Raw genomic sequence first — 22,785 nt, forward strand, 5'->3', positions numbered from 1 at the left:
CCTGAAAAAAGGCAGGCCAAAAATCTTTGGGGCGAAAGCTTATGCCTCGTGCACCGCAGAGCACAAACGCCAAGTGCGGAACAGTTTATTGCAGGCTTGGTAACAATTGCATTGATCTAGAGCTGTAGACGGCCTTCAATGCAAACGGCAACCGCGCCGCCGACCCAGATTTCCTCGCCGCTGTGTTCAACGCGGATTCGCCCGGCGCGGCCCATGGCGGTGCCCTGGCTGACCACATAGCAACTGGGCGCCAAACCCTCGCCCAGCAACCACTGGGCGACACCGGCGTTCAGGCTGCCGGTGGCCGGATCTTCCGGAGCGCCGTCGCCGGCAATAAAGGCCCGCACCTCAAACTGCGCCTCATCGCCATCCCGCTCGGGGTTCCACGGGGCGATCACGCCCACGGCCAAGCCCTGCAACTGCGAATAGTCAGGCCGCAGTGCCAGTACCTGCTCGCGATCCGCCAGCATCACCGCCAGCCAGCCCGCGCCGTTATCCACCCACTGGCTGCGCAAAATCGCACCGGGCTCAAGGTCCAGGGCCCGACGCACGCGCTCGACCAATTCAGCTTCCAGCGGGCCGGAACGCAGCAACGGTGGCGCGATAAACGCCAGTTCATCGCCCTGGCGGCGGATGCGCACCAGGCCGATCTCACACTCCTGGATGATCTCCTCCCCAGCGGGTTGGCCACCGGCCAGCAACCAGGCATGGCAACTGCCCAGGGTCGGATGGCCGGCAAACGGCAATTCATTGAGAGTCGTGAAGATCCTTACGCGGTAGTCCGCTCGTGGATCACGGGGCTTGAGCAGGAAGGTGGTTTCGCTGAGGTTGGTCCAGTTGGCGAAATCCGCCATCTGCTGGTCGCTCAGGCTGTCGGCGCCCAGCACCACGGCCAACGGGTTGCCCTTGACGGCCACGCTGCTGAAAACGTCCAGTTGTTTGAAGTCGAAAGAAGCCATGCCGGTCCTTATGCTGGGATGTTCAAGCCACGGATCACCGCCGGCCGGGCGACGAACCCGTCCAGGGCCCGCAGTACGTTCGGGAAGTCGGTAATACCCACCAGGTCGCCAGACTCATAGAAGCCGATCAGGTTGCGAACCCACGGGAAGGTGGCGATATCGGCGATGCTGTACTCGTCACCCATGATCCAGGTGCGGCCCAACAGGCGCTTTTCCAGCACCTCCAGCAAGCGGCGCGACTCGGCGACGTAGCGGTCGCGCGGGCGCTTGTCTTCATAGGCCGCGCCGGCGAATTTGTTGAAGAACCCCACCTGGCCGAACATCGGCCCGATACCGGCCATCTGGAACATCAGCCACTGGATCGTCTCGTAACGCATCGCCGGGTCTTCGGGAAGCAATTCACCGCTCTTCTCGGCGAGGTAGATCAGGATCGCGCCCGACTCGAACAGCCCCAGCGCCTGGCCGCTCGGGCCATTGGGGTCGATGATCGCCGGGATCTTGTTGTTGGGGTTCAGCGACAGGAACTCGCTGGAAAGCTGGTCCTGGGTCTCGAAACTGACCTTGTGCGCCTCGTAGGGCAGGCCGATTTCCTCGAGCATGATCGACACCTTGACCCCGTTGGGCGTGGGCAACGAATACAGCTGCAGACGCTCGGGATGCCGGGCCGGCCATTTGGCGGTGATGGGGAAGTCTGAAAGTGAGTTCATCATGGGACTCCTGATAAAAGTAGGAGAGTAGTGGTTCAGTGCCTATCGTGCATCCGTCTTAATTCAGCAACATCGGCGGGTTAATCTCCTGCACACGGCAAGGATGCCGCCCCATCTCCCCCGCGAAACGAACCAAACTGCCTTGGGGGACTCTTAAAGAGCGCCCGATGGCTGGGCTTGCTTGCCCTGAATCCCTGCACCGAGACTTAGAACCATCATGACCTACAAGCCTCTGTGTCTTGCGAAACGCTTCAAACGCTACGCCTACATCCTGCTGCCGGTATTGCTGGTGAGCGCCGCGGTCGGCCTTAGCCTGGAATCGCGGGTCAGCCGCGCCCAGCCGGTCGACGGCGTGCAAACCCTGGTGTTCCTGCGCCATGGCGAGAAACCTGCCGGGGGCCTCGGCCAACTCAACTGCCAGGGGCTTAACCGTGCGATGAACCTGGCCACCGTGCTGCCGGAAAAATTCGGCAAGGCCAACTACGTGTTCGCACCCAACCCGACCCGCAATGTCGAGGAAGGCGAGAAAGACAACTCCTACAGCTACATCCGCCCGTTGATGACCATCAGCCCCAGCGCGATCAAGCTCGGGTTGCCGGTCAACATCAAGTTCTCGGCCAATGACACCAGCGCCCTCGCTGACGAACTGGTGGAAGACAAATACCACAACGCCGTCATCTACACTGCCTGGTCCCATGGGTATCTGCCGGACTTGATCAACAAGGTGGCAAGCGAGGCCGTCGGTGAAAAACATGTGATTACCGACGATTGGTCCGGCAGCGATTTCGATAGCTTGTATGTGTTGACCCTGACCTGGCACAACGGCAAGGCCTCGCTGCTCAGCCGCAACTACAAGCAAGGCCTGGATAATGGCCAGCAGACTTGCCCGGACGCAACGCAAGTCAGCGCCGATATCTGACCGCCCCTGAAGACCCGTGGCGAGGGAGCTTGCTCCCGCTGGGCTGCGAAGCGGCCCCAAAATTCTGGGAGCGCTTCGCACTCCAGCGGGAGCAAGCTCCCTCGCCACGGCAAGCTCCCTCGCCACAGTGCTTCGGAGGCGGCCTTGTACAGCGTATGATGTTGCGCTATTGACTCACCTGCGGATCATCTACATGTCCAACCTCTCCTCCACCCAGCCTGCCCGGGGCTGGTCCTTCTGGTGGAAACCAGCGCTGTTCCTGCTGGTGGCCTGCGTCGGCCTCTACTACGTGAAATGGTCGCCCTACTACGCCAAGGCGTTTATCGCGGCAGACAACCACAGCATCGGCGCCTCGATTCTCAACGACCAGCAAAGCGCGCCACTGGCCGCCGCGCTGGCCTATGCCCAGGTGTATTTCCTGGCGATCTGGAAGGCTGCGGTGCTGGCGGTCATTCTCGGCTCATTGCTGCAGGTGCTGATCCCACGGGACTGGCTGCTGCGCCTGTTTGGCCGTGCCGGGCTGGGATCTACCCTGCGTGGCGGGCTGTTCGCCCTGCCGGGGATGATGTGCAGTTGCTGCGCCGCTCCGGTGGCGGCCGGTATGCGTCGGCAGAAAGTCTCGGTCGGCGCGGCGCTGGCGTTCTGGATTGCCAACCCGGTGCTGAACCCGGCGACACTGGTGTTCATGGGATTTGTGCTGGGCTGGGGCTTTACCGCGCTGCGGTTGGTGGCCGGGATCGTGCTGGTGGTGGGTGTTTCGCTGGTGGCGCAACGCATCGCGCGGCCGGAGCAGGTACCGGAAGCCGCGCTCGACGCCGTGGCCCAGGCCAGCCATGCCGAAACCGAACCGTTCCTGACCCGCTGGCTGCGCACCCTGTGGCAGCTGTTCTGGAGCACGATTCCGGTGTACATCCTGGCGGTGCTGATCCTCGGCGCGGCGCGGGTCTGGCTGTTTCCCCACGTGGACGGCGCCATGGCCAACAGCCTGGTGTGGCTGGTGCCGCTGGCGATTGTCGGCACGTTGTTCGTGATCCCGACCGCCGCCGAAATCCCCATCGTGCAGACCATGATGACCCTCGGCATGGGCACCGGCCCGGCCGTGGCCTTGCTGATGACGCTGCCGAGCGTGAGCCTGCCGTCGCTGCTGATGCTGCGCAAGGATTTCGATGCGCGGGTGCTGGTGACCGTGGCCGGGCTGACGATGCTGATGGGGGTGGTGTGTGGGCTGATCGGGGCGTTTATCCTGTAGTGATCGAGTGAATTCGAGGGCCTCTTCGCGGGCAAGCCCGCTCCCACATTCGACCGCATTTATCCTGTAGGAATGCGGTCGAATGTGGGAGCGGGCTTGCTCGCGAAGGGGCCGGCAAACTCAATCAATCACGTACGCCGAGCGAGCCTGCCCCGGAAATACTCCACCACCGCCGCTTGCTCTCCCGCAAACTCGATACGCGCGCCTTTGCTTTCCCGCTGGAACGCATACATCGGGTCGTAGTACTCACGCAGCAGCCCTTCAATCCAGCCGCGGTGCAAATCCACCGCGCCGCTGCTGGCTTGTTCTGCCAATGCTTCCTGCATGATCGCGTGCAACCGCGCAAACCGCTCGCCGCCCAGGCGCTTGTGGATATTGCCCAGGCTCTGGGTCAGGCGCTCGGCAAACAGTTCCTGGCCAGTGTCGCCAAACACCGCGACAAACTCGGCGCAGAGGTCCACTACATAATCCTTCAGGATGCGCTCCACCCGGCCTTCAACGCTGTCTTCCAGCCAGACCATCGGGAAGCCCTGCATGCCTTTGTGCAAGGGCAACGGCAGCGCGCAGCTGCCGATCATGCGGCTCTCATCCTCGACCACAAACTGCTCGATACCGGCGGCGCGCTTTTTCAGCAGGTCCACCGCCAGGCGGTTTTCGAAGTCGATGTTGGAAGGTTGCGCCGTAGCGCGTTTGCCGAAGCTGGAACCGCGATGGTTGGCGTGGCCTTCCAGGTCCAGGGCGTTGTTCAACTGGCCGAGCACTTCGGTCTTGCCGGTACCGGTCATGCCGCCCAACAGTACGAAGTCGCATTGCGCGGTGGCGCTTTCAACCGTGTCGAGCAGGAAAGTCCGCATGGCCTTGTAGCCACCGCCCACTCGCGGATAGTCGATACCCGCCTCGGTTTTCAACCATTGCTGGGCAATCTGCGAACGCATCCCGCCGCGAAAGCAGTACAGCAGACCATCCGGATTGGCCTGGGCAAAACGCGCCCAGTGTTCGATACGTTCGGCCTTGATCGCCCCGGACACCAGTTCGTGCCCGAGAACAATGGCCGCCTGCTGGCCTTGCTGCTTGTAACAGGTGCCCACCCGTTCGCGCTCGTCGTCGGTCATCAACGGCAGGTTGACCACCCCGGGAAACGCGCCCTTGATGAACTCGATCGGCGCGCGGGTATCCATCATCGGCCGGTCGTTGAGAAAGATATCGCGGTAATCGGTGATGTCGATGGGCATCAGAACACCTCAACCGCGTTGGTCTGTCGCTCAACCAGTTCGCCGATCGGCTCAAGGTTCAGGCCCAGCTCCGCCGCCACGGCGAGGAATTCGGCATTGCCTTCGGGGGTGACCGCCACCAGCAGCCCGCCGCTGGTTTGCGGGTCGCACAGCACGCGTTTGTGCAGTTCGTTCAGGCGCCCCAGCTTGCTGGCGTAGCTGTCGAAATTGCGCAAGGTGCCGCCGGGGACGCAGCCCTGTTCCAGGTAGTACTCAACCCCGGGCAGGCGTGGGACTTTTTCGTATTCGATGCGGGCAGTTAATTGGCTGCCGTCAGCCATTTCCACCAGGTGGCCTAACAGGCCGAAACCGGTGACGTCGGTCATGGCCGTGACACCGGCCAGCTTGCCAAAACGGCTGCCGGGTTTGTTGAGGGTGCACATCCAGTCACGGGCCAGGCCCACGTCGGCCTCGCGCAGCTTGCCCTTCTTCTCGGCCGTGGTGAGGATGCCGATGCCCAGGGGTTTGGTCAGGTACAGTTGGCAACCGGCGGTGGCGGTGTCGTTGCGCTTCATGTGGCGCTTTTCCACCAGCCCGGTGACGGCCAGGCCGAAGATCGGCTCCGGGGCGTCGATGGAGTGGCCGCCGGCCAGGGGAATCCCGGCAGCGTCACACACGGAACGGCCGCCGCGAATCACTTCCCGGGCAATCTCCGGAGCCAGCACGTTGACCGGCCAGCCGAGAATCGCGATGGCCATCAACGGATCGCCGCCCATCGCATAGATATCGCTGATGGCATTGGTGGCGGCAATGCGGCCGAAGTCGAAGGGGTCATCGACGATCGGCATGAAAAAGTCGGTGGTGGACACCACGCCGCGCTCCTCGTCGATGGCGTACACCGCCGCGTCATCGCGCGAAGCGTTGCCTACCCAGAGCTTGGGGTCGAGGTTCTGTGCGCCACTGCCGGCGAGGATCACTTCCAGTACCTGAGGTGAGATCTTGCAACCGCAACCAGCACCGTGGCTGTATTGGGTCAGGCGAATCGGCTCGTTCATGGGTATCCCTCAAGGCGTCAAGTGGGCGGATTCTAGCAGACAGCAAAAGGCCGACTGCATGCAGTCGGCCTTTATGTTCAGCCCTTAGTGTTTGGCAGCAAGCCGTTTATGCCGGTTGCGTCGCATCATGTTCAGGCACTCGATGGCCGCCGAGAACGCCATGGCCGCATACACATAGCCTTTTGGCACATGGGCGCCGAAACCTTCGGCGATCAGCGTCATACCGATCATGATGAGGAAGCCCAGGGCCAACATCACGATGGTCGGGTTGTCGTTGATGAACTTGGCCAGCGGCTCGGCCGCCACCAACATCACGATCACCGAGACCACCACGGCAATGATCATGATCGGCAAGTGCTCGGTCATGCCCACGGCGGTGATGATGCTGTCGATGGAAAACACCATGTCCAGCAGCAGGATCTGGCCAATCGCCGAGGCGAAGCCCAGGGTCACGCTCGGCGCGCCGGTGTCCACATGCTCCTTCTCGGGGTCCATGCTGTGATGGATCTCGGTGGTGGCCTTCCACACCAGGAACAGGCCACCGGCGATCAGGATCATGTCTTTCCAGGAGAACGACTGCCCCAGGATGTCGATGACCGGCTCGGTCAGCTGCACGATAAAGGCGATGGTGCTCAACAGGCCCAGACGCAGGATCAATGCCATGCTGATGCCGATGCGGCGGGCCTTGGCCCGGTGCTTCACCGGCAACTTGTTGGTGAGAATCGAGATAAAGATCAGGTTATCGATCCCCAGCACGATCTCCATGACGATCAGGGTGGCCAGTGCGATCCACGCGGTCGGGCTGGCGGCCAGTTGTAAAAGGTATTCCATAGGTCATTCCTGGTGTTGTGTGCGGGTATCAGGTTTCTTGGGAGGTGGACTCAGGCTTGCTGTCTTCCTGTTCCGGCTTGTCCGGCTTGCCTTGCGGCGGTGCGATCAAGCCCTTGGTCGCGTCACTCAACGCCTGCTCGGCGGCCTGGTGGGTGTCGTCAATCACTTGCTTGGCCGACTCGGTGGCCTTGCCCAGCAGTTGTTGCGCGCTTTTTTCCGCTTGGTCACAGCCACTGAGCATGACTAATGAAAGCCCAAGTAACGCCGTTGCGCCCAGGGAATTGAGTTTCATGATGCGTTCCTCGTTAGAACCGTCGGGTCCAAGTAGTGGCCCCTCGATAGCGACGCATTCTATGCAGGGGAACACTTCAGGAAAATTCGTATTTTTTTCGTTTATACTTCGGTTTTCACGAAGTATTGGCTGCCATGCTCAATTACCGACAACTGCACTACTTCTGGGTCGTCGCCAAGACCGGCAGCATCGTGCGCGCCTGCGAGCAACTGAACCTCACGCCGCAGACCATCAGCGGGCAGATCAGCCTGCTGGAACAGACCTTTGGCGTGGCATTGTTCCAGAAGGTCGGGCGCCAGCTGGAGCTGACCGAAGCCGGGCGCCAGGCGCTGCCCTATGCCGAGCAGATGTTCCAGCTGGGCAATGAGCTTGAAGCGATGTTGCGTACCCAGCCCAATGAGCAGCAGATCCTGTTCCGGGTTGGCGTCGCGGATGTGGTGCCCAAGTCCATCGTCTATCGGCTGATTGCGCCAACCATGGAGTTGAGCGAGCCGATCCGCATCACCTGCCGTGAAGACAAACTCGAACGCTTGCTGGCGGACCTGGCGATCCAGCGCCTGGACCTGGTGATCTCCGACAGTCCGATGCCGCCGCATCTGGACATCAAGGGCTACAGCCAGAAGCTGGGGGAATGCGGCATCAGTTTCTTCGCAACCCAGGCATTGGCTGACCAGCATCGCGGCGATTTCCCACAATGCCTGCAGGGTGCGCCGCTGTTGATTCCGGGGGCGGAGACGGTGGTGCGCAGCCGTTTGCTGCGCTGGTTTGCCGAGCAGCAGATCCAGCCGCGGATCGTCGGGGAATTTGACGACAGTGCGTTGATGCAGGCCTTTGGCCAATCCGGCAGCGGGATTTTTATCGCGCCGAGCGTGATTGCCGACGAGGTGGAACGCCAGTATGGCGTGGCGCTGATCGGCCAGACGGATGCGGTGACCGAATCGTTTTATGCAATCTCGGTGGAGCGCAAGGTCAAGCACCCCGGCATCGTGGCGATTACCGAAGGTGCCAGACGGGAGCTGTTCACTTCCCTGCCCTGAAGGCTCAGGCGCAGACGGCGCGAGTCTTGGCGGTCATCAGCCACAGCGCCAGCAGGATCGACAACAGGATAAAGCCCGCCGCGGCAAACCCGAGGCTGCCCAGGCCCAGGGTGTCGATCACGTGCCCGCCCACCAGCGCCCCCAGGCCAATACCCAGGTTGGCCCCGGCAATGTTCAACGAGGCGGCAAACGCCGGCGCATGAGGTGCGGCCTTCATCAGTCGCACATGGCTGACCAGAAACAATGCCGCCTGGGTCACGCCCCATACCGCCATCGCCGCCGCCAACCCGATCGTGGAATGGATGGCGGGCACCAGCGCCACCATGCCGGCGATCATGAAACCGCAGAACACCATCGACGCAATCAGCGGATGACGGTCGACCATGCGCCCGCCCAAAGAGTTGCCGATCAGGCCGACCGCGCCAAAGCCCATGAGGCACCAGCCCACTACCGTGCCGTCAAAACCCGCCAGGCGTTCGAGAATGTCTGCCAGGTAGGTGTAGGCGGTGAACATCCCGCTGAACACCAGGATCGACAGCAGGATATGGCCCTGCATCAGCGGGCTGCGCAAGATCTTGAACTGCGAGCGCAGGCTGACCTGGTCGTTCTTTGCCCGGGTCTTCGGCAGGTAGATAAACAGCAGCAGGGCCTTGGCAAACGCCACCACCGCAAGAATGCCAAAGGCGGTGCGCCAGCCGAACATATCGGAAATCAGCGTGCCCACCGGGATCCCGAAGACCGTGGCACACACGATGCCGAAGCCGATTTTTTCAATCGCGCGGCCGGCGAAGTCCGGCCCGACAATGTCCACCGCTGTTTCGCTGGCCAGGGCCCAGAACACCGGCAGCCCCAGTGCCGGGATCAACCGGGCCAGGGACATAACCCAGATATTCGAGGCCATCGCCGCCAGAGTGTTGGCCAGGCCGAACATGATCAGGATCGTGATAAACAGCCGCTTGCGCTCGAACCGGGCGAAATATGCGGTGAGGAACGGGCCAAACGCCGCCACGGTGAAGGCGAACAACGTCACCAGCAACCCGGCCTGGGACACGCTTACATCGAGGTCCCGGGCGATGGAAGGCAACAGGCCGACGATGATGAACTCTGTGGTCAGCACGGTAAAACCGGCTGCCGACAACAGCAGGATCGGAAACAACATCAAAAACTCCAGAAAACAGCGACATCAACGACAGCCCGGAGGGCCCGCTGATAGAGAAGAAATAAGAGGATGGGCAATGTTAACAGAATGTGTAGCGGCGTGGTGACGGAACGCCGCACCCGGATTAGACGTTTCCTACAGATGTTAGACTTCGCCCCTGCCAGATTCATGCTGCCTAGCTGCATCTATTAAAAAAACCAGAGACAACCTTTTTATGACTGCTGCCCCTTCCCTCTTTCAACGCCTGATGTCTATCAGCCTGGTCACCCAAATTGTCATCGGCCTGATCGCCGGTATCCTGTTGGCCCTGCTGTTGCCCGACGTCGCACAAGCCACCGGGTTTATTGGCAAGGTCTTTGTCTCGGCGCTCAAGGCCGTCGCGCCCATCCTGGTATTTGTGCTGGTGATGGCCTCGATTGCCAGCCACAAGCACGGCCAGGAAACCCATATCCGCCCGATCCTGTTCCTGTACCTGCTGGGCACGTTCGCTGCCGCCGTGGTCGCGGTGATCGCCAGCACGCTGTTCCCCTCCTCGCTGGTGCTGGCCACCCACGATGTGGCCGTCAGCCCTCCCGGCGGTATCGGTGATGTGTTGCAAAGCCTGTTGCTGAGCGTGGTGGACAACCCGGTCAGCGCGCTGATGAACGCCAATTTCATCGGTATCCTGGCGTGGGCCATCGGCATGGGCATCGCCATTCGCCATGCCAGCGACACCACCCGCACCGTACTGGGCGACCTGTCCAACGGCGTCACGCTGATCGTGCGCATGGTGATCCGCTTCGCGCCCCTGGGGATTTTCGGCCTGGTGGCCTCGACCCTCGCCACGTCCGGCTTCGGCGCCCTGCTGGGCTACGCACACCTGCTGCTGGTGTTGATCGGCTGCATGCTGTTCGTCGCGCTGGTGATCAACCCGGCCATCGTGTTCTGGAAGCTGCGCCGCAACCCTTACCCGCTGGTGCTGATGTGCCTGCGGGAAAGCGGGATCACCGCGTTTTTCACCCGCAGTTCGGCGGCCAACATTCCGGTCAACCTGGCGTTGAGCAAGCGCCTGGGCCTGCATGAAGACACGTACTCGGTGTCGATCCCGCTGGGCGCCACCATCAATATGGCCGGCGCTGCCATCACCATCACCGTGCTGACCCTGGCCGCCGTGCACACCCTGGGCATTGCCGTGGACATCCCCACCGCCGTGCTGCTCAGCGTGGTCGCGGCGGTGTGTGCCTGCGGCGCGTCGGGGGTTGCCGGGGGCTCGCTGCTGTTGATCCCGCTGGCGTGCAGCCTGTTCGGCATTCCCAGCGAAATCGCCATGCAGGTGGTGGCCGTGGGCTTCATCATCGGCGTGTTGCAGGACTCGGCGGAGACCGCACTGAACTCGTCCACCGATGTGTTGTTCACCGCTGCCGCGTGCCTGGGCAAGGAAGAACAAGCCGCGTAGACCTTGCGCGCACAAAAAAGCCCGGGGCGGTTCGTGAATGAACCGCCCCGGGCTTTTTATTACAAGGCTTAGAACGCGCCCATGTAGTCGCGCTTGCCCACTTCCACGCCGTTGTGACGCAGCAAGGCGTAAGCGGTGGTGACGTGGAAGAAGAACTGCGGCAGGCCGTAGCTCAGCAGGTACGACTGGCCGCTGAAGCGCTTCTCTTTCGGGGTGCCAGGGCGAGTGATGATCTCGATGCCTTCTTTACCGTCGACCTGGGCCGGGGTGATGGTGTCGATAAACGCCAGGACCTTGGCGATCAGCGCTTGCAGGTCGGCGAAGGTGACTTCTGTATCGTCGTATTTCGGAACTTCGATTTCAGCCAGGCGGGCAGAAACGCCTTTGGCGAAGTCGACGGCGATCTGCACCTGGCGCACCAGCGGGAACATGTCCGGGTACAGGCGTGCCTGCAGGAAGGCGTTCGGGTCGATGTTCTTGGCGGTGGCGTGGGCCTCGGCCTTGTTCAGCACATCGCTCAGGGCGTTGAGCATTTGCTTGAAGACCGGGAGGGAAGCGGCGTACAGGGAAATAGTCATGACAGTCTCGACAGTTGTGGCAGGGTTTGAAACAGCCGCGATTATAGACATGCCGGCCACCGGCGCCGCTTGTCTTTTATTTTTTCAGGATTAGGCTAGTGAGCTCACTGCATTAGGGAAAGCGCGATGACCACCGAGCACGACACCACTTCCGAAGAGCCGCGCCTGAACAGCACGGAGATCCGCATCCTTGGCTGCCTGATCGAAAAACAGGCCACCAGCCCCGAAACCTACCCGTTGACCCTCAACGCGCTGGTGATCGCCTGTAACCAGAAAACCAGCCGCGAACCGGTGATGAACCTCAGCCAGGGCCAGGTTGGCCAGAGCCTGCGGGCCCTGGAAGGCCGCGGGTTTACCCGGCTGGTGATGGGCAGCCGCGCCGACCGCTGGGAGCATCGGGTGGACAAGGCGCTGGAGCTGGTGCCGGCCCAGGTGATTCTCAGCGGGCTGCTGTTCCTGCGGGGGCCGCAGACGGTCAACGAACTGCTGACCCGCAGCGGGCGCATGCATGACTTTGAAGACGCCGAGCAGGTGGTGCATCAACTGGAACGCCTGATTGCCCGTGGGCTGGCGTTGTTGGTGCCGCGTCAGTCGGGGCAGCGGGAAGATCGGTACATGCACGCCCTGGGCGACCCGGCGGACATTGAAGCGATCCTGGCGGCACGTGGGAATCCGGTGGAGCGTGGTGCGGGAAGTGGGGTTTCCCTGGAGCGTATCGAAGAGCTTGAAGCGCGGATTGCGGCGCTGGAAGAGCGCCTTTCGCGGCTCGAATAATGTTTGTGGTGAGTGGGCTTCTGTGGTGAGGGAGCTTGCTGTGGYRAKGGAGCTTTTGTGGCGAGGGAGCTTGCTGTGGCGAGGGAGCTTGCTCCCGCTGGAGTGCGTAGCGCTCCCATTTTCTTGGGGCTGCTGCGCAACCCAGCGGGAGCAAGCTCCCTCGCCACAAAAGCTCACTCGCCACAGCAAGCTCACTCTCCACACCGCCAGCGGTGATGCTCAGCTCCGGGCAAATGCCACCGCCGCCTGAAACTGTTCATCCGTCGGCCGCACGCCGGTGTACAGCACGAACTGCTCCAACGCCTGGATGGCGATCACTTCCAAACCGGTGATCACTCGTTTGCCCTGGGCCCGTCCACGCAGGATCAGTGGCGTTTCCGAGGGAATCGCCACCACATCGAAGACCGTCTCGGCCGCATCAACCGCGTCAGCTTCAAACGCCAACTGATCCGCTTCCGCCCCTCCGGTCATGCCAATCGGCGTCACGTTGACCAGCATCTGCGGGCGCAAGGCACCCAACTGCGCCTGCCACTCATACCCCAGGCTCTGGGCCAGCGCCCGGCCCGCTTCTTCATTGCGCGCCACGATCACGCCCTTGGCGTAGCCGCCATCGCGCAAGGCACTGGCCACCGCCTTGGCCATGCCGCCGCTGCCGCGCAGGGCGAAGGTCGAGTCCTTGGGCACCTGGTGCTTGTGCAGCAGTTGCTCGATGGCGATGTAATCGGTGTTGTAGGCCTTCAAATGCCCGTCGGTGTTGACGATGGTATTGATTGACGCAATGGCCCGCGCCGAATCGTCCAGCTCATCCACCAGGGCAATACAGGCTTCCTTGAACGGCATCGACACGCCACAACCCCGAATGCCCAAGGCCCGAATGCCACCGACGGCGCCCGGCAGGTCCTGGCTACTGAAGGCCTTGTAGTAGAAATTCAACCCCAACTGCTCGTACAGGTGGTTATGAAAGCGCAGGCCAAAGTTCCCGGGGCGCGCCGACAGTGACATGCACAGTTGGGTGTCCTTGTTGGGGTTCATCTGCATCGGTAACTCCTTGAAGCCATTCCAGAGGCGGTTTCGGATAGACGGAATACCCGCGCCGGCGGGTTGTCATGGATCATACGCACTGTGCCCGGCCACTTGTGTAAGCCAACCGATACAGACCTTACACAACCTTTACCTATCGGCTGTGCTGTTTTTTAGAAATACGCTGTCTTAAAAGTATCCCCGCGACAATCCTTGAGTCGATTGATTGCAGACCATGAGCGCAGGGGCTAACCGAGGAATGACCATGATTCGTAAACTCCCCAAGATCGCCTTGCTGATCGGCGCACTCGCTATGGCAGGACAGGCCTCCGCCCACGGTGGTGGTTGGGGTGCTCCGCTCGCACTGGGAGCCGTTGTTGGTGCAGTGGTAGGCGGCTCGATCGTCGCCAGTCAATCGCGGCCGGTCTACGTGCAACAACCGGTGTATGTCCAGCCGCAGCCGGTGTATGCCGCTCCGCCGCCGGTCTACTACGCACCGCCACCGCCTGTGTATGTGCAACAACAGGTTTATTACCGCCCGGCGCCGGTCTACTACGGCCCACCGCGCGGCTACTACGGCCCTCCACACGGCTATTACGGTCGCGGCTGGTAAGCCTCAACTGATACACCTGAACAGGCTCCGCCCTAAAAGCGGGGCCTTTTTTTGGCCTGCAGGTCTGAATAAATCTCGCCAAGGTCGTTATAAGGACAATGGCTGTGGCCAAATCCCACATCATTGATCTCAATAGGCGCTTGCCCGAACGGGGCCTGCGCTGTCATGTTTGTGTCTCAAAAGGCTTCCACTATCAACACTGTCCGACCAATAACAACAAGGACGATTGCCCATGCCCACGCAAAACCCACATCGCACCGCCGGCCTCTGCACCTCGAGCAAGGTCTATAGCGTACTGACGGAGCTCAAGGCCCTGGAAGGCCATCGCAACGCCAAGTTCCTGTCCTTGCTGACGGAAAACCTGGTGCGCAAGGGCCTGCTCAGTGAACAGGAAGTGGTGCATATGCTCGACCAGGTGGTCGACTGACAGAGGGTCGCTCGATAACAGTGATGTCGACTATCGAGCAGGTTGATTTTCCCTGAAGGCCCGCGCACCGTAATGTCACCTCCATAGCGTATCGGAGGTCATCATGCCCACTATTCAAATCATGTCTGTCATCGGCAGTGCCGTTCCCGCCTCTCTCCGGGAGCTGGGTCTACTCGCCTGCTGGTACCTGGTACGCGATGGCGAAGCCATCAGCGGCCCACTCACTTCACTACCGGCCGCCCAGGCCCTGTCGGTCAAAATGGCGCATTGCTTTCATGCCTAAGGCAGTTGCACCCGCGGCTTGGTTTCCACAAACAGCGCCCAGCTGGACATGAACAACGCAGCAATCAGTGGCCCGATGACAAAGCCGTTCAAGCCAAAGATCGACAGGCCGCCCAAGGTTGAGATAAGGATCAGGTAATCCGGCATGCGGGTGTCCTTGCCCACCAGGATGGGCCTTAGCACATTGTCCACCAGCCCGATCACAAATACCCCGAACAACCCGAGCACCACGCCCTGCCAGATCGACCCGCTCAGCAGGAAGTACGCCGCCACCGGCCCCCACACAATCCCCGCGCCCACCGCCGGCAGCAGCGACAGAAACGCCATCAACACCGCCCAGAGCAACGCGCTGGGAATGTCCAGGAACCAAAAGATCAAGCCACCCAACGCGCCTTGCGTGACCGCAACCAGCACGTTGCCTTTCACCGTGGCACGCACCACCCGGTTGAACTTCAATTGCAGGCGACGCTTCTGCGGTTCGGCCAGCGGCACCGCGGTGCGCACCTTGCGCACCAGCTCGGGGCCATCGCGCAGCAGGAAGTACAGCAAGTACAGCATGATGAAAAAGCTCACCAGGAAGTCAAAGGTGCCCTGGCCGAAGCTGAACGCCTGGGTCGCAAAAAACTGGCTGCCCTGCATCGCACTCTTGACGATCTTCTCCCGCAGGCCTTCCAGGTTGCCCATGCCGAAGCGGTCCAGCAGATGCTGGAAATACGGTGGCAGGAAGTTCTTGAACTGCTCGATATACCCGGCAACGTCGAGCTTGCCGCTCTCGACGTTCTTGTAAAGCGTCGCGCCTTCCTGCACCAGCAAGGCACTGGTGATGATCACCGGCAAAATCGCAATTATCAGGCACACCGTCAGGGTTGCCAGGGATGTCAGGTTGCGGTTCCAGCCAAAACGTTGCTGGAAGCGCCGTTGCATCGGCGCAAAGATGATCCCCAGGATCACCGCCCAGAACACCGCGCCGTAGAACGGCAGCAAAATCCAGATAAACGCGATGGTCACCAGGGCGAGCAGTAACAGCAGGGTTTTGAATTGCAGGTTGGTTTGGTTCATGTTCGGTCCATGTCTAAAACACCAGGCGCTCATGTGCGCCTTGATGTTTAGTCCACTGCAAATCCCGCGAGTGCCCTACTTATTAGACCTGGATCAATAAACTGCGCACCCGGCCCGGCTACCCTGCCGCCCTTTTGCGACCCGAACCCATGCCTCCCGTTATCGCCCCCGAACTGCTCGCCCCCGCCGGCACCCTGAAAAACATGCGTTATGCCTTTGCCTACGGTGCCGATGCCGTCTACGCCGGGCAACCGCGCTACAGCCTGCGGGTGCGCAATAACGAGTTCGACCACGCCAACCTCGCCCTCGGCATCCAGGAAGCCCAGGCCCAGGGCAAGCGGTTCTATGTGGTGGTCAACATCGCGCCTCACAACGCCAAGCTGAAAACCTTCCTCAAGGACCTTGCCCCGGTGATCGCCATGGGCCCGGATGCGCTGATCATGTCCGACCCGGGCCTGATCATGCTGGTGCGCCGGCACTTCCCGCACATGCCGATCCACCTGTCGGTGCAGGCCAATACGGTGAACTGGGCCAGCGTCGAATTCTGGCAGGCGCAGGGCATCTGCCGAATCATCCTGTCGCGGGAGTTGTCGCTGGAGGAAATCGACGAGATTCGCCAGCAAGTCCCCGCCATGGAGCTGGAAGTATTTGTGCATGGCGCGCTGTGCATGGCCTATTCCGGGCGCTGCCTGCTGTCGGGCTACATGAACAAGCGAGATGCCAACCAGGGCACCTGCACCAACGCCTGCCGCTGGAAATACCAGGCGACGCCTGCGGTGGAAAACGCCGCCGGCGACATCGTGCAGCACTATGCGCCCGAGCCGACCCTGGGCCTCGGCGCGCCCACCGACCAGGTATTCCTGCTGCAGGAGGCCAATCGCCCCGACGAACAGATGCCCGCCTTCGAAGATGAACACGGCACCTACATCATGAACGCCAAGGACCTGCGGGCGGTGCAGCACGTCGAGCGGCTGACGCGCATGGGCGTGCACTCGTTGAAGATCGAAGGCCGCACCAAATCCCACTTTTACTGCGCCCGAACCACCCAGGTATATCGCCAGGCGATTGATGACGCGGTGGCCGGGCGCGACTTTGACCGGGGCTTGATGACCAACCTCGAATCCCTGGCCCAGCGCGGCTACACCGAGGGTTTCCTGCGCCGGCACGTGCACGATGAGTATCAGAACTATCAGAACGGCAGCTCGGTGTCCGAACGCCAGCAGTTCGTCGGCGAACTGACCGGTGAACGGCGCGGCGAACTGGCCGAGGTCAAGGTCAAGAACCGTTTTGCCGTGGGCAATCACCTGGAACTGATGACCCCGGCGGGGAATTTCCACTTTGACCTGGGCTCATTGCACAACGCCAAGGGCGAGGCCATCGCGGTGGCGCCGGGTGACGGGCATACGGTGTATTTGCCGATCCCGGCGGAGATGGACCTGCGTTTCGGCCTTTTGATGCGCGACGTTTAACTTCGCCAGACACCTCAATGAGTGTGAGACAGCTTGYTGTGGTGWGGGAGCTTGCTCCCTCACCACAGCACTCTCCTTCACCACAGCAAGCTCCTCACCACAAAAAGCAGGGCGTACGCGCAATAGGTTCATTTGCAAAGTAGAATTGGCGGTTCTGCGTACCGCCACCTTGTCTTGAGCGGTCACCCTCTTTTTTACGGAGATCGCCTTGCGTCTGTTTCACACCTCCGACTGGCACCTTGGGCAAAACCTGCACGGCCAGGAACGCGACTTCGAACACGCCTGCTTCCTCGACTGGCTGCTGGGCCAGTTGGGCCTGCATCGCCCTGACGTGCTGTTGATCGCCGGCGATATTTTCGACACGGTCAACCCGCCACTCAAGGCCCAGGAGCGGCTGTACGACTTCATCATCGGCGCCCATGAGCAAAACCCTGCACTGACCATCGTGATGATCGCCGGCAACCACGACTCCGGCTCGCGCATCGAACTGCCGGCGCCGTTGATGCGCCGCCTGCGCACCCACGCCCTGGGACGGGTGCTGTGGCTGGATGACGGACAACTGGATGTCGAACGCCTGCTGATTCCATTGCCCGGTGCCGACGGTGAAATTGCCGGCTGGTGCCTGGCATTGCCGTTCCTGCGCCCGGCCGAAGTGACCGGCGCCCAACTGGGGGACGATTACCTGCGGGGCATCGGCCAGGTTCACGAGTGGCTGATTGCTGCCGCCAATGCCAAGCGCCAGCCGGGCCAGGCACTGGTTGCCATCAGCCATGCGCACATGGCCGGCGGCTCGGTGTCGGAAGACTCCGAGCGCAGCCTGATCATCGGCAATGCCGAAGCGCTGCCCGCCAGCCTGTTCGATGCCACCGTCAGCTATGTGGCCCTCGGCCATTTGCACAAACCCCAGCGGGTGAATGGCGAGGAGCGGATTCGCTACTGCGGCTCACCGATTCCGCTGTCATTCTCGGAAATCGGCTACCAGCACCAGATCCTCGACGTGCAACTGGACGGCGAAACCCTGGTCAGCGTCGAATCCCGCCTGATCCCGCGCTCGGTCAACCTGCAACGCCTGGAAGCCGCGCCCCTGGCCGACATCCTCAAGCAACTGGCCGACCTGCCCGACATCGACCTGCTGGCCGAAACACAGCGCCAACCGTGGCTGGAAGTGCGGGTGCGCCTCGACGAACCGCAGCCCGACCTGCGCCAGCAGGTGGAAAACGCCCTGCAAGGCAAGGCCGTGCGCCTGGTGCGCATCGCCGCTGAATACGCAGGCAACGGAGGCCGTGAAGACAGCCAGGAAGACCGCCTGATCGAACTCGACCAGCTCACGCCCCAGGAATTGTTCAGCCGCGCCTGGCAGGAAAGCTACGGCAGTGAAGTGGACGAACAGACCCTGAAGGACTTCGCCGTGCTGCTCCAGGAAGTGCAACAGGAGGGCGAACAGCCATGAAGATCCTCGCCATTCGCCTGAAAAACCTTGCCTCCCTGGCCGGGCCGTTTGAAATCGACTTTACCGCCGAGCCCCTGGCCAGCGCCGGGCTGTTCGCGATTACCGGGCCCACCGGCGCCGGTAAAAGTACCTTGCTCGATGCGCTGTGCCTGGCGCTGTTTGGCGCCGTGCCGCGCCTGGGCGATACCGGCCAGGCAAAAATGCCGGATGCCGACACCGATATTTCCATCGGTGACCCACGCACCCTGATTCGCCGGGGCACTGGCGGCGGTTATGCCGAAGTGGATTTTGTCGGCGTCAGTGGCCGTCGCTACCGCGCCCGCTGGGAAGCCAACCGCGCCCGGGACAAGGCCAGCGGCAAGCTGCAAGCCAGCCGGCAAAGCCTGATCGACCTGGACAGCGAGCAACTGCTGGCCAGCCAGAAAACCGAATACAAGACCCAGCTGGAATTGGCCCTGGGCCTGAACTTCGAGCAGTTCACCCGCGCGGTGTTGCTCGCGCAAAGTGAGTTCAGCGCGTTCCTCAAGGCCAACGACAACGAGCGCAGCGAACTGCTGGAAAAGCTCACCGACACTGCGCTCTACACCCAACTCGGTCGCCGCGCCTTCGACAAGGCCAAGGACGCCCGGGACGCCCACAAACACCTGCAGGACCAGGCCACCGGCGTCACCCCGCTGGCCCCCGAGGCCCGCGCCGAACTCGACGAGCAACTGGCCGCCGCACAGCAACAGCTCAAGACCCAGCAGGCGCAACTCAAGCAACTCGAGTTGCAGCACACCTGGCTGAAGGAACTGCGAGAGTGGCAGGAGCGCCAACAAAGTGCGGTCGAGCAACTGCAACAGGCCCAGCAACACTGGGCAAGCCAGGGCCCGCAGCGCCTGGACCTCAGCCGCCTGGAACAACTGGCGCCGCAACGTCACCACTTCGCCCGCCAGGCCGAACTGACCACGCAGCTGCAGCCCCTTGCCGCGCAGATCCAGCAGCACCTTGAGCAACAAACCGCGCTGCACACCCGCCAGACCCAACTGCAACAGCAACAGGCCGACGTGCAAGCCACCCTCGCCCAGGCCCTCAAGCAGCAAGCCGACGCTGTGCCCTTGCTGCGCCAGGCCTTCGAGGAGCAAACCACCCTCGCCCACTTGACCCGCGAGCTGACCAAACGCAGCGAAGAGAAACAGCTGGGTGAAGCTGCCTGCGTGGAAGGCCAGGCGACGTTGACCGGCTTGCTCGACAAGCAAAAAGTTGTCGCCGAGCGCCTGCACCGGCTCGCCGCAGAGCTTGAACGCAGCGCCGCCCTCGCGCCGTTGAGCGAGGCCTGGAGCGCCTACCGCGACCGCTTGCAACAGCTGATGCTGATCGGCAATCGCCTCAATAAAGGCCAGGCCGAACTGCCACAACTGGAAGAGCGCGCCACCCGTCTCGGTGAAAAATGGACCGAGCAACGCGAAGCCCTTGACCTGCTGTACCACGAAGCCGGCGCCGAGCCCCATGCAGTGGCCGAACAGATCCAGTTGCTCGGCAGCCTGCTCCAGGACAACCGCAAGCAACATCGCGCGTTTGAGGACTTGGCGCGGCTGTGGGACAGCCATCAGCAACTCGACAGCCAGAGCCAGGCCCTGACGCAAAAGCAGACCCTCGCCCAGCAACAACGCGAACTGTTGAACCAGAGCGGCTTGCAGGCCAAGGCCGAGTTGGCCGTCGCCGAACAGACCCTGACCGTCACCAAGCAACTGCTGGAGCGCCAGCGCCTGGCCCGCAGTGCCAGCGTCGAGGAATTGCGCGGCCAGCTGCAGGATGAGCAGCCGTGCCCGGTGTGCGGCAGTGTCGAGCACCCGTATCACCAGCCCGAAGCCATGCTGCAAAGCCTGACCCGCCACGACGAAAGCGAAGAAGCCAACGCGCAGCAAGCCGTGGATGTGCTCAAGGAAAAACTCACTGACCTGCGTGGCGAAGTGGGCGGCCTGATCGCCCAGCAAAAGGAATTCCTGCAACAACAGGAGCAACTCGCCAGCCAGTTGCAGGCCTTGCTGCCAAGCCTTGAAGCCCATCCGCTGTCGGCCTCGCTGTTCAACCAGGACGCGGCCAAGCGCGACGCCTGGCTCGCCCAGCAACTGAGCCAGCTCAGCCAGAGCCTCACCCAGGACGAGCAACGCCAGGGCGCCCTGCTCAACCTGCAACAGAACGCCGGGCGTTTGCAGCAACAACTGCAAGCCGCCCAGGACGCCAGCCAACAGGCGCGCCAGTTACTGATCGACCAGCAACGGGAACTGTCCAACGACCGCGAACGCCTGGACGAAGAACTCAACGCCTTCGCCAGCCTGCTGCCCACCGAGACCCTCGAAGGCCTGCGCAGCGAGCCGGCGGCGACCTTCATGTTGCTCGACCAGCAGGTCAGCCAGCGCCTGGAACAGCTCGACAACCAAAAGGAAGAATTGGCCGAGCAGCTGCAGCGCCAGCAAGCCATCGAGAAAGAGCAGGACCGCCAGCAACATCGCCAGCAGCAGCTGGAGACTTTGCACAAACAGCTCGCCGAACAGAGCGCCCTGCAACACGCCGCCAAGGAAAAACTCGCCGGCCTACTGGGCGAAAACTCCAGCGCCGAACACTGGCAACAGCAATTGGACCTGGCCGTCGACCAGGCGCGGCAACATGAGGCCGAGGCCAACCAACAGTTGCAGGACACCCGCAACCAGTTGATCCAACTGGCCGCCGACCTCAAATCGCTGCAAGAACGCCAACAGTCCCTGGAAACCGAACACGCGGCCCTCACTACGCGCCTGAGCGACTGGCGCGCGTTGCACCCGGAACTCGATGACGAAGGCCTGGCGCGCCTGGTGGCCTTCGATGAGCCGCAGGTGGCCGAGCTACGCCAGCAACTGCAACACAGCGAAAAAGCCATCGAGCAGGCCAAGGTGTTGCTGCAAGAGCGCGAACAGCGGCTCAAGGATCACCAGGCGCTGCACAACGGCAACCTCGACGCCGAGCAACTGGACAGCGCCCTGGCCGAACTCAATGCCGCGCTGATCATTGGCGAAAAACACTGCGCCGAACTGCGCGCCCAACAGGCCGACGACCAGCGCCGCCAGGATGCCAACCAGGCCTTGGCGGCCGAGATCGCCAAGGCCTACGAAGAATGGCAACGCTGGGCACGCCTGAATGCGCTGATCGGCTCGGCCACCGGCGATACCTTCCGCAAGATCGCCCAGGCCTACAACCTCGACCTGCTGGTGCACCACGCCAACGTCCAACTGCGCCAACTGGTGCGCCGCTACCGCCTCAAGCGCGGCGGCAGCATGCTCGGCCTGCTGGTACTCGACACGGAGATGGGCGACGAACTGCGTTCGGTGCACTCGTTGTCCGGCGGCGAGACGTTCCTGGTGTCGCTGGCGCTGGCCTTGGGCCTGGCGTCGATGGCGTCGAGCACGTTGAAGATCGAGTCGCTGTTTATCGACGAAGGCTTCGGCAGTCTCGACCCCGAGTCGCTGCAACTGGCGATGGACGCCCTCGACGGCTTGCAGGCCCAGGGCCGCAAGGTCGCGGTGATTTCCCATGTGCAGGAAATGCACGAGCGGATTCCGGTGCAGATTCAGGTCAAGCGCCAGGGCAATGGCTTGAGCACCCTGGAGGTCAAGTGAGCGACGCCGTGTTGTATTCGTTCCGCCGTTGCCCCTATGCGATGCGGGCGCGGATGGCCCTGCGGTATTCAGGGGTGGCGGTGCAGATCATCGAGGTCAGCCTCAAGGCCAAGCCGGCTGAGATGCTGGCGTTGTCACCCAAAGGCACGGTGCCGGTGCTGAGCGTGGATGGCCGGGTGATCGATGAAAGCCTGGCGATCATGCGCTGGGCACTGGCACAGAACGATCCTGAGGGTTGGTTGCTTGGGGATGATCGGGCGACGCAGGCGCTGATTGAAGAGAATGATCAGGGCTTCAAACATCAATTGAATCGATACAAGTATGCCGAGCGCTATCCGGAGTATCCGATGGAGCATTATCGGGCCGAGGGTGAGGTGTTTTTGATGAGGCTGGAGGGGTTGCTGGCGGAGCGGGAGTATTTGCTGGCCGGGCATTTGAGCCTGGCGGATGTGGCACTTGCGCCGTTTGTGCGGCAGTTTGCCCATGTGGATCGGGAGTGGTTTGGCCGGGCGCCGTATCCGCGGTTGCGAGCTTGGTTGCAGCGGTTTCTGGAATCGCCGTTGTTCATCGCCGTGATGGCAAAAACCTGAGACTGTCGCAGGACAAAATGTGGGAGCGGGCTTG

At 62.0% G+C, this 22,785-nt stretch carries 22 protein-coding genes; 12 read left to right on the forward strand and 10 right to left on the reverse strand.

The genetic code is table 11. The features are described from left to right. Nucleotides 1-116 precede the first annotated feature (116 nt). On the reverse strand, nucleotides 117-959 hold the full coding sequence (locus JV201_RS17555; RefSeq protein WP_003211637.1) for a PhzF family phenazine biosynthesis protein: 843 nt from the start codon (nucleotides 957-959) through the stop codon (nucleotides 117-119). Between the two features lie 8 nt (nucleotides 960-967). Further along, complete coding sequence (locus tag JV201_RS17560; RefSeq protein WP_008435902.1) at nucleotides 968-1,666, reverse strand: glutathione S-transferase N-terminal domain-containing protein; 699 nt, start codon at nucleotides 1,664-1,666, stop codon at nucleotides 968-970. 217 nt (nucleotides 1,667-1,883) lie between these two features. Between JV201_RS17560 and JV201_RS17565 the strand changes: the two genes are divergently transcribed. Both JV201_RS17565 and JV201_RS17570 read left to right on the forward strand, forming a co-directional pair. Then, the gene (locus tag JV201_RS17565; RefSeq protein WP_219405804.1) at nucleotides 1,884-2,585 is read left to right on the forward strand and encodes a histidine phosphatase family protein; all 702 of its coding nucleotides are present in this window, start codon (nucleotides 1,884-1,886) and stop codon (nucleotides 2,583-2,585) included. 193 nt (nucleotides 2,586-2,778) lie between these two features. After that, complete coding sequence (locus tag JV201_RS17570) at nucleotides 2,779-3,834, forward strand: permease (RefSeq protein ID WP_003211251.1); 1,056 nt, start codon at nucleotides 2,779-2,781, stop codon at nucleotides 3,832-3,834. A 128-nt stretch (nucleotides 3,835-3,962) separates the two neighbouring features. Here the strand turns inward: JV201_RS17570 and mnmH are convergent, their stop codons facing one another. The 4 genes from mnmH to JV201_RS17590 form a co-directional block, all read right to left on the reverse strand. Continuing rightward, a complete protein-coding gene (mnmH, locus tag JV201_RS17575; protein WP_219405806.1) occupies nucleotides 3,963-5,066 on the reverse strand; it encodes a tRNA 2-selenouridine(34) synthase MnmH in 1,104 nt (367 codons plus the stop codon). Beyond that, nucleotides 5,066-6,100 carry a selenide, water dikinase SelD gene (gene selD, locus JV201_RS17580; protein WP_003211248.1) on the reverse strand — a complete coding sequence of 345 codons (1,035 nt, stop codon included), beginning with the start codon at nucleotides 6,098-6,100 and terminating at the stop codon, nucleotides 5,066-5,068. The genes mnmH and selD overlap by 1 nt, the downstream gene beginning before the upstream one ends. 84 nt (nucleotides 6,101-6,184) lie before the next feature. Beyond that, nucleotides 6,185-6,931, reverse strand: coding sequence for a TerC family protein (locus JV201_RS17585; protein ID WP_003211245.1), 747 nt, complete (start codon nucleotides 6,929-6,931; stop codon nucleotides 6,185-6,187). Between the two features lie 28 nt (nucleotides 6,932-6,959). Continuing rightward, nucleotides 6,960-7,223 (reverse strand): hypothetical protein, encoded by a 264-nt coding sequence (locus JV201_RS17590; RefSeq protein ID WP_023658942.1) that lies wholly within the window; start codon nucleotides 7,221-7,223, stop codon nucleotides 6,960-6,962. Nucleotides 7,224-7,357: 134 nt separating this feature from the next. Between JV201_RS17590 and nhaR the strand changes: the two genes are divergently transcribed. Continuing rightward, a complete protein-coding gene (gene nhaR, locus JV201_RS17595) occupies nucleotides 7,358-8,260 on the forward strand; it encodes a transcriptional activator NhaR (protein WP_003211241.1) in 903 nt (300 codons plus the stop codon). Between the two features lie 4 nt (nucleotides 8,261-8,264). Here the strand turns inward: nhaR and JV201_RS17600 are convergent, their stop codons facing one another. Further along, the gene (locus tag JV201_RS17600) at nucleotides 8,265-9,419 is read right to left on the reverse strand and encodes an MFS transporter (RefSeq protein WP_102604855.1); all 1,155 of its coding nucleotides are present in this window, start codon (nucleotides 9,417-9,419) and stop codon (nucleotides 8,265-8,267) included. A 214-nt stretch (nucleotides 9,420-9,633) separates the two neighbouring features. Here JV201_RS17600 and sstT point away from each other — a divergent pair, with 214 nt between their 5' ends. Further along, nucleotides 9,634-10,854, forward strand: a complete 1,221-nt coding sequence (gene sstT, locus JV201_RS17605; protein WP_003211235.1) for a serine/threonine transporter SstT — start codon at nucleotides 9,634-9,636, stop codon at nucleotides 10,852-10,854. 68 nt (nucleotides 10,855-10,922) lie between these two features. Here the strand turns inward: sstT and JV201_RS17610 are convergent, their stop codons facing one another. After that, nucleotides 10,923-11,432: a DUF1993 family protein gene (locus JV201_RS17610; RefSeq protein WP_003211233.1), complete on the reverse strand. Its 510-nt coding sequence runs from the start codon at nucleotides 11,430-11,432 to the stop codon at nucleotides 10,923-10,925. Between the two features lie 126 nt (nucleotides 11,433-11,558). On the opposite strand from JV201_RS17610, the gene JV201_RS17615 reads away from it, so the two are divergent. Further along, nucleotides 11,559-12,206 (forward strand): YceH family protein, encoded by a 648-nt coding sequence (locus JV201_RS17615; protein WP_003211232.1) that lies wholly within the window; start codon nucleotides 11,559-11,561, stop codon nucleotides 12,204-12,206. Between the two features lie 219 nt (nucleotides 12,207-12,425). Here the strand turns inward: JV201_RS17615 and JV201_RS17620 are convergent, their stop codons facing one another. After that, nucleotides 12,426-13,244 carry a shikimate 5-dehydrogenase gene (locus tag JV201_RS17620; protein WP_003211230.1) on the reverse strand — a complete coding sequence of 273 codons (819 nt, stop codon included), beginning with the start codon at nucleotides 13,242-13,244 and terminating at the stop codon, nucleotides 12,426-12,428. Between the two features lie 241 nt (nucleotides 13,245-13,485). On the opposite strand from JV201_RS17620, the gene JV201_RS17625 reads away from it, so the two are divergent. The 3 genes from JV201_RS17625 to JV201_RS17635 all read left to right on the forward strand — a co-directional run bounded on the left by JV201_RS17625 (nucleotide 13,486) and on the right by JV201_RS17635 (nucleotide 14,549). Continuing rightward, nucleotides 13,486-13,839, forward strand: coding sequence for a hypothetical protein (locus JV201_RS17625; RefSeq protein ID WP_008435927.1), 354 nt, complete (start codon nucleotides 13,486-13,488; stop codon nucleotides 13,837-13,839). 232 nt (nucleotides 13,840-14,071) lie between these two features. Further along, complete coding sequence (locus tag JV201_RS17630) at nucleotides 14,072-14,266, forward strand: hypothetical protein (protein ID WP_003211226.1); 195 nt, start codon at nucleotides 14,072-14,074, stop codon at nucleotides 14,264-14,266. A 103-nt stretch (nucleotides 14,267-14,369) separates the two neighbouring features. Continuing rightward, nucleotides 14,370-14,549 carry a hypothetical protein gene (locus JV201_RS17635; protein ID WP_003211225.1) on the forward strand — a complete coding sequence of 60 codons (180 nt, stop codon included), beginning with the start codon at nucleotides 14,370-14,372 and terminating at the stop codon, nucleotides 14,547-14,549. Here the strand turns inward: JV201_RS17635 and JV201_RS17640 are convergent. Then, complete coding sequence (locus JV201_RS17640) at nucleotides 14,546-15,607, reverse strand: AI-2E family transporter (protein WP_003211223.1); 1,062 nt, start codon at nucleotides 15,605-15,607, stop codon at nucleotides 14,546-14,548. The genes JV201_RS17635 and JV201_RS17640 overlap by 4 nt on opposite strands. 149 nt (nucleotides 15,608-15,756) lie before the next feature. On the opposite strand from JV201_RS17640, the gene yegQ reads away from it, so the two are divergent. From yegQ to JV201_RS17660, 4 genes are all read left to right on the forward strand, one after another. Further along, nucleotides 15,757-17,076: a tRNA 5-hydroxyuridine modification protein YegQ gene (gene yegQ, locus JV201_RS17645; protein WP_008435935.1), complete on the forward strand. Its 1,320-nt coding sequence runs from the start codon at nucleotides 15,757-15,759 to the stop codon at nucleotides 17,074-17,076. A gap of 208 nt (nucleotides 17,077-17,284) precedes the next feature. Then, nucleotides 17,285-18,526 carry an exonuclease SbcCD subunit D C-terminal domain-containing protein gene (locus JV201_RS17650; RefSeq protein ID WP_219405807.1) on the forward strand — a complete coding sequence of 414 codons (1,242 nt, stop codon included), beginning with the start codon at nucleotides 17,285-17,287 and terminating at the stop codon, nucleotides 18,524-18,526. Next, nucleotides 18,523-22,161, forward strand: a complete 3,639-nt coding sequence (locus tag JV201_RS17655; protein ID WP_219405808.1) for an AAA family ATPase — start codon at nucleotides 18,523-18,525, stop codon at nucleotides 22,159-22,161. The genes JV201_RS17650 and JV201_RS17655 overlap by 4 nt, the downstream gene beginning before the upstream one ends. After that, complete coding sequence (locus JV201_RS17660) at nucleotides 22,158-22,751, forward strand: glutathione S-transferase (RefSeq protein WP_219405809.1); 594 nt, start codon at nucleotides 22,158-22,160, stop codon at nucleotides 22,749-22,751. The genes JV201_RS17655 and JV201_RS17660 overlap by 4 nt, the downstream gene beginning before the upstream one ends. The last annotated feature ends 34 nt before the right edge of the window (nucleotides 22,752-22,785 follow it).

This window comes from Pseudomonas sp. Colony2, assembly GCF_019382755.1.
In the GTDB taxonomy this organism is placed as follows: domain Bacteria; phylum Pseudomonadota; class Gammaproteobacteria; order Pseudomonadales; family Pseudomonadaceae; genus Aquipseudomonas.

What these genes read in the sequence shown, in the direction of transcription:
- JV201_RS17555 (WP_003211637.1), bottom strand. Translation starts at nt 959, where the DNA reads ATGGCTTCTTTCGACTTCAAACAACTGGACGTTTTCAGCAGCGTGGCC.
- JV201_RS17560 (WP_008435902.1), bottom strand. Translation starts at nt 1,666, where the DNA reads ATGAACTCACTTTCAGACTTCCCCATCACCGCCAAATGGCCGGCCCGG.
- JV201_RS17565 (WP_219405804.1), top strand. Translation starts at nt 1,884, where the DNA reads ATGACCTACAAGCCTCTGTGTCTTGCGAAACGCTTCAAACGCTACGCC.
- JV201_RS17570 (WP_003211251.1), top strand. Translation starts at nt 2,779, where the DNA reads ATGTCCAACCTCTCCTCCACCCAGCCTGCCCGGGGCTGGTCCTTCTGG.
- mnmH (WP_219405806.1), bottom strand. Translation starts at nt 5,066, where the DNA reads ATGCCCATCGACATCACCGATTACCGCGATATCTTTCTCAACGACCGG.
- selD (WP_003211248.1), bottom strand. Translation starts at nt 6,100, where the DNA reads ATGAACGAGCCGATTCGCCTGACCCAATACAGCCACGGTGCTGGTTGC.
- JV201_RS17585 (WP_003211245.1), bottom strand. Translation starts at nt 6,931, where the DNA reads ATGGAATACCTTTTACAACTGGCCGCCAGCCCGACCGCGTGGATCGCA.
- JV201_RS17590 (WP_023658942.1), bottom strand. Translation starts at nt 7,223, where the DNA reads ATGAAACTCAATTCCCTGGGCGCAACGGCGTTACTTGGGCTTTCATTA.
- nhaR (WP_003211241.1), top strand. Translation starts at nt 7,358, where the DNA reads ATGCTCAATTACCGACAACTGCACTACTTCTGGGTCGTCGCCAAGACC.
- JV201_RS17600 (WP_102604855.1), bottom strand. Translation starts at nt 9,419, where the DNA reads ATGTTGTTTCCGATCCTGCTGTTGTCGGCAGCCGGTTTTACCGTGCTG.
- sstT (WP_003211235.1), top strand. Translation starts at nt 9,634, where the DNA reads ATGACTGCTGCCCCTTCCCTCTTTCAACGCCTGATGTCTATCAGCCTG.
- JV201_RS17610 (WP_003211233.1), bottom strand. Translation starts at nt 11,432, where the DNA reads ATGACTATTTCCCTGTACGCCGCTTCCCTCCCGGTCTTCAAGCAAATG.
- JV201_RS17615 (WP_003211232.1), top strand. Translation starts at nt 11,559, where the DNA reads ATGACCACCGAGCACGACACCACTTCCGAAGAGCCGCGCCTGAACAGC.
- JV201_RS17620 (WP_003211230.1), bottom strand. Translation starts at nt 13,244, where the DNA reads ATGCAGATGAACCCCAACAAGGACACCCAACTGTGCATGTCACTGTCG.
- JV201_RS17625 (WP_008435927.1), top strand. Translation starts at nt 13,486, where the DNA reads ATGACCATGATTCGTAAACTCCCCAAGATCGCCTTGCTGATCGGCGCA.
- JV201_RS17630 (WP_003211226.1), top strand. Translation starts at nt 14,072, where the DNA reads ATGCCCACGCAAAACCCACATCGCACCGCCGGCCTCTGCACCTCGAGC.
- JV201_RS17635 (WP_003211225.1), top strand. Translation starts at nt 14,370, where the DNA reads ATGCCCACTATTCAAATCATGTCTGTCATCGGCAGTGCCGTTCCCGCC.
- JV201_RS17640 (WP_003211223.1), bottom strand. Translation starts at nt 15,607, where the DNA reads ATGAACCAAACCAACCTGCAATTCAAAACCCTGCTGTTACTGCTCGCC.
- yegQ (WP_008435935.1), top strand. Translation starts at nt 15,757, where the DNA reads ATGCCTCCCGTTATCGCCCCCGAACTGCTCGCCCCCGCCGGCACCCTG.
- JV201_RS17655 (WP_219405808.1), top strand. Translation starts at nt 18,523, where the DNA reads ATGAAGATCCTCGCCATTCGCCTGAAAAACCTTGCCTCCCTGGCCGGG.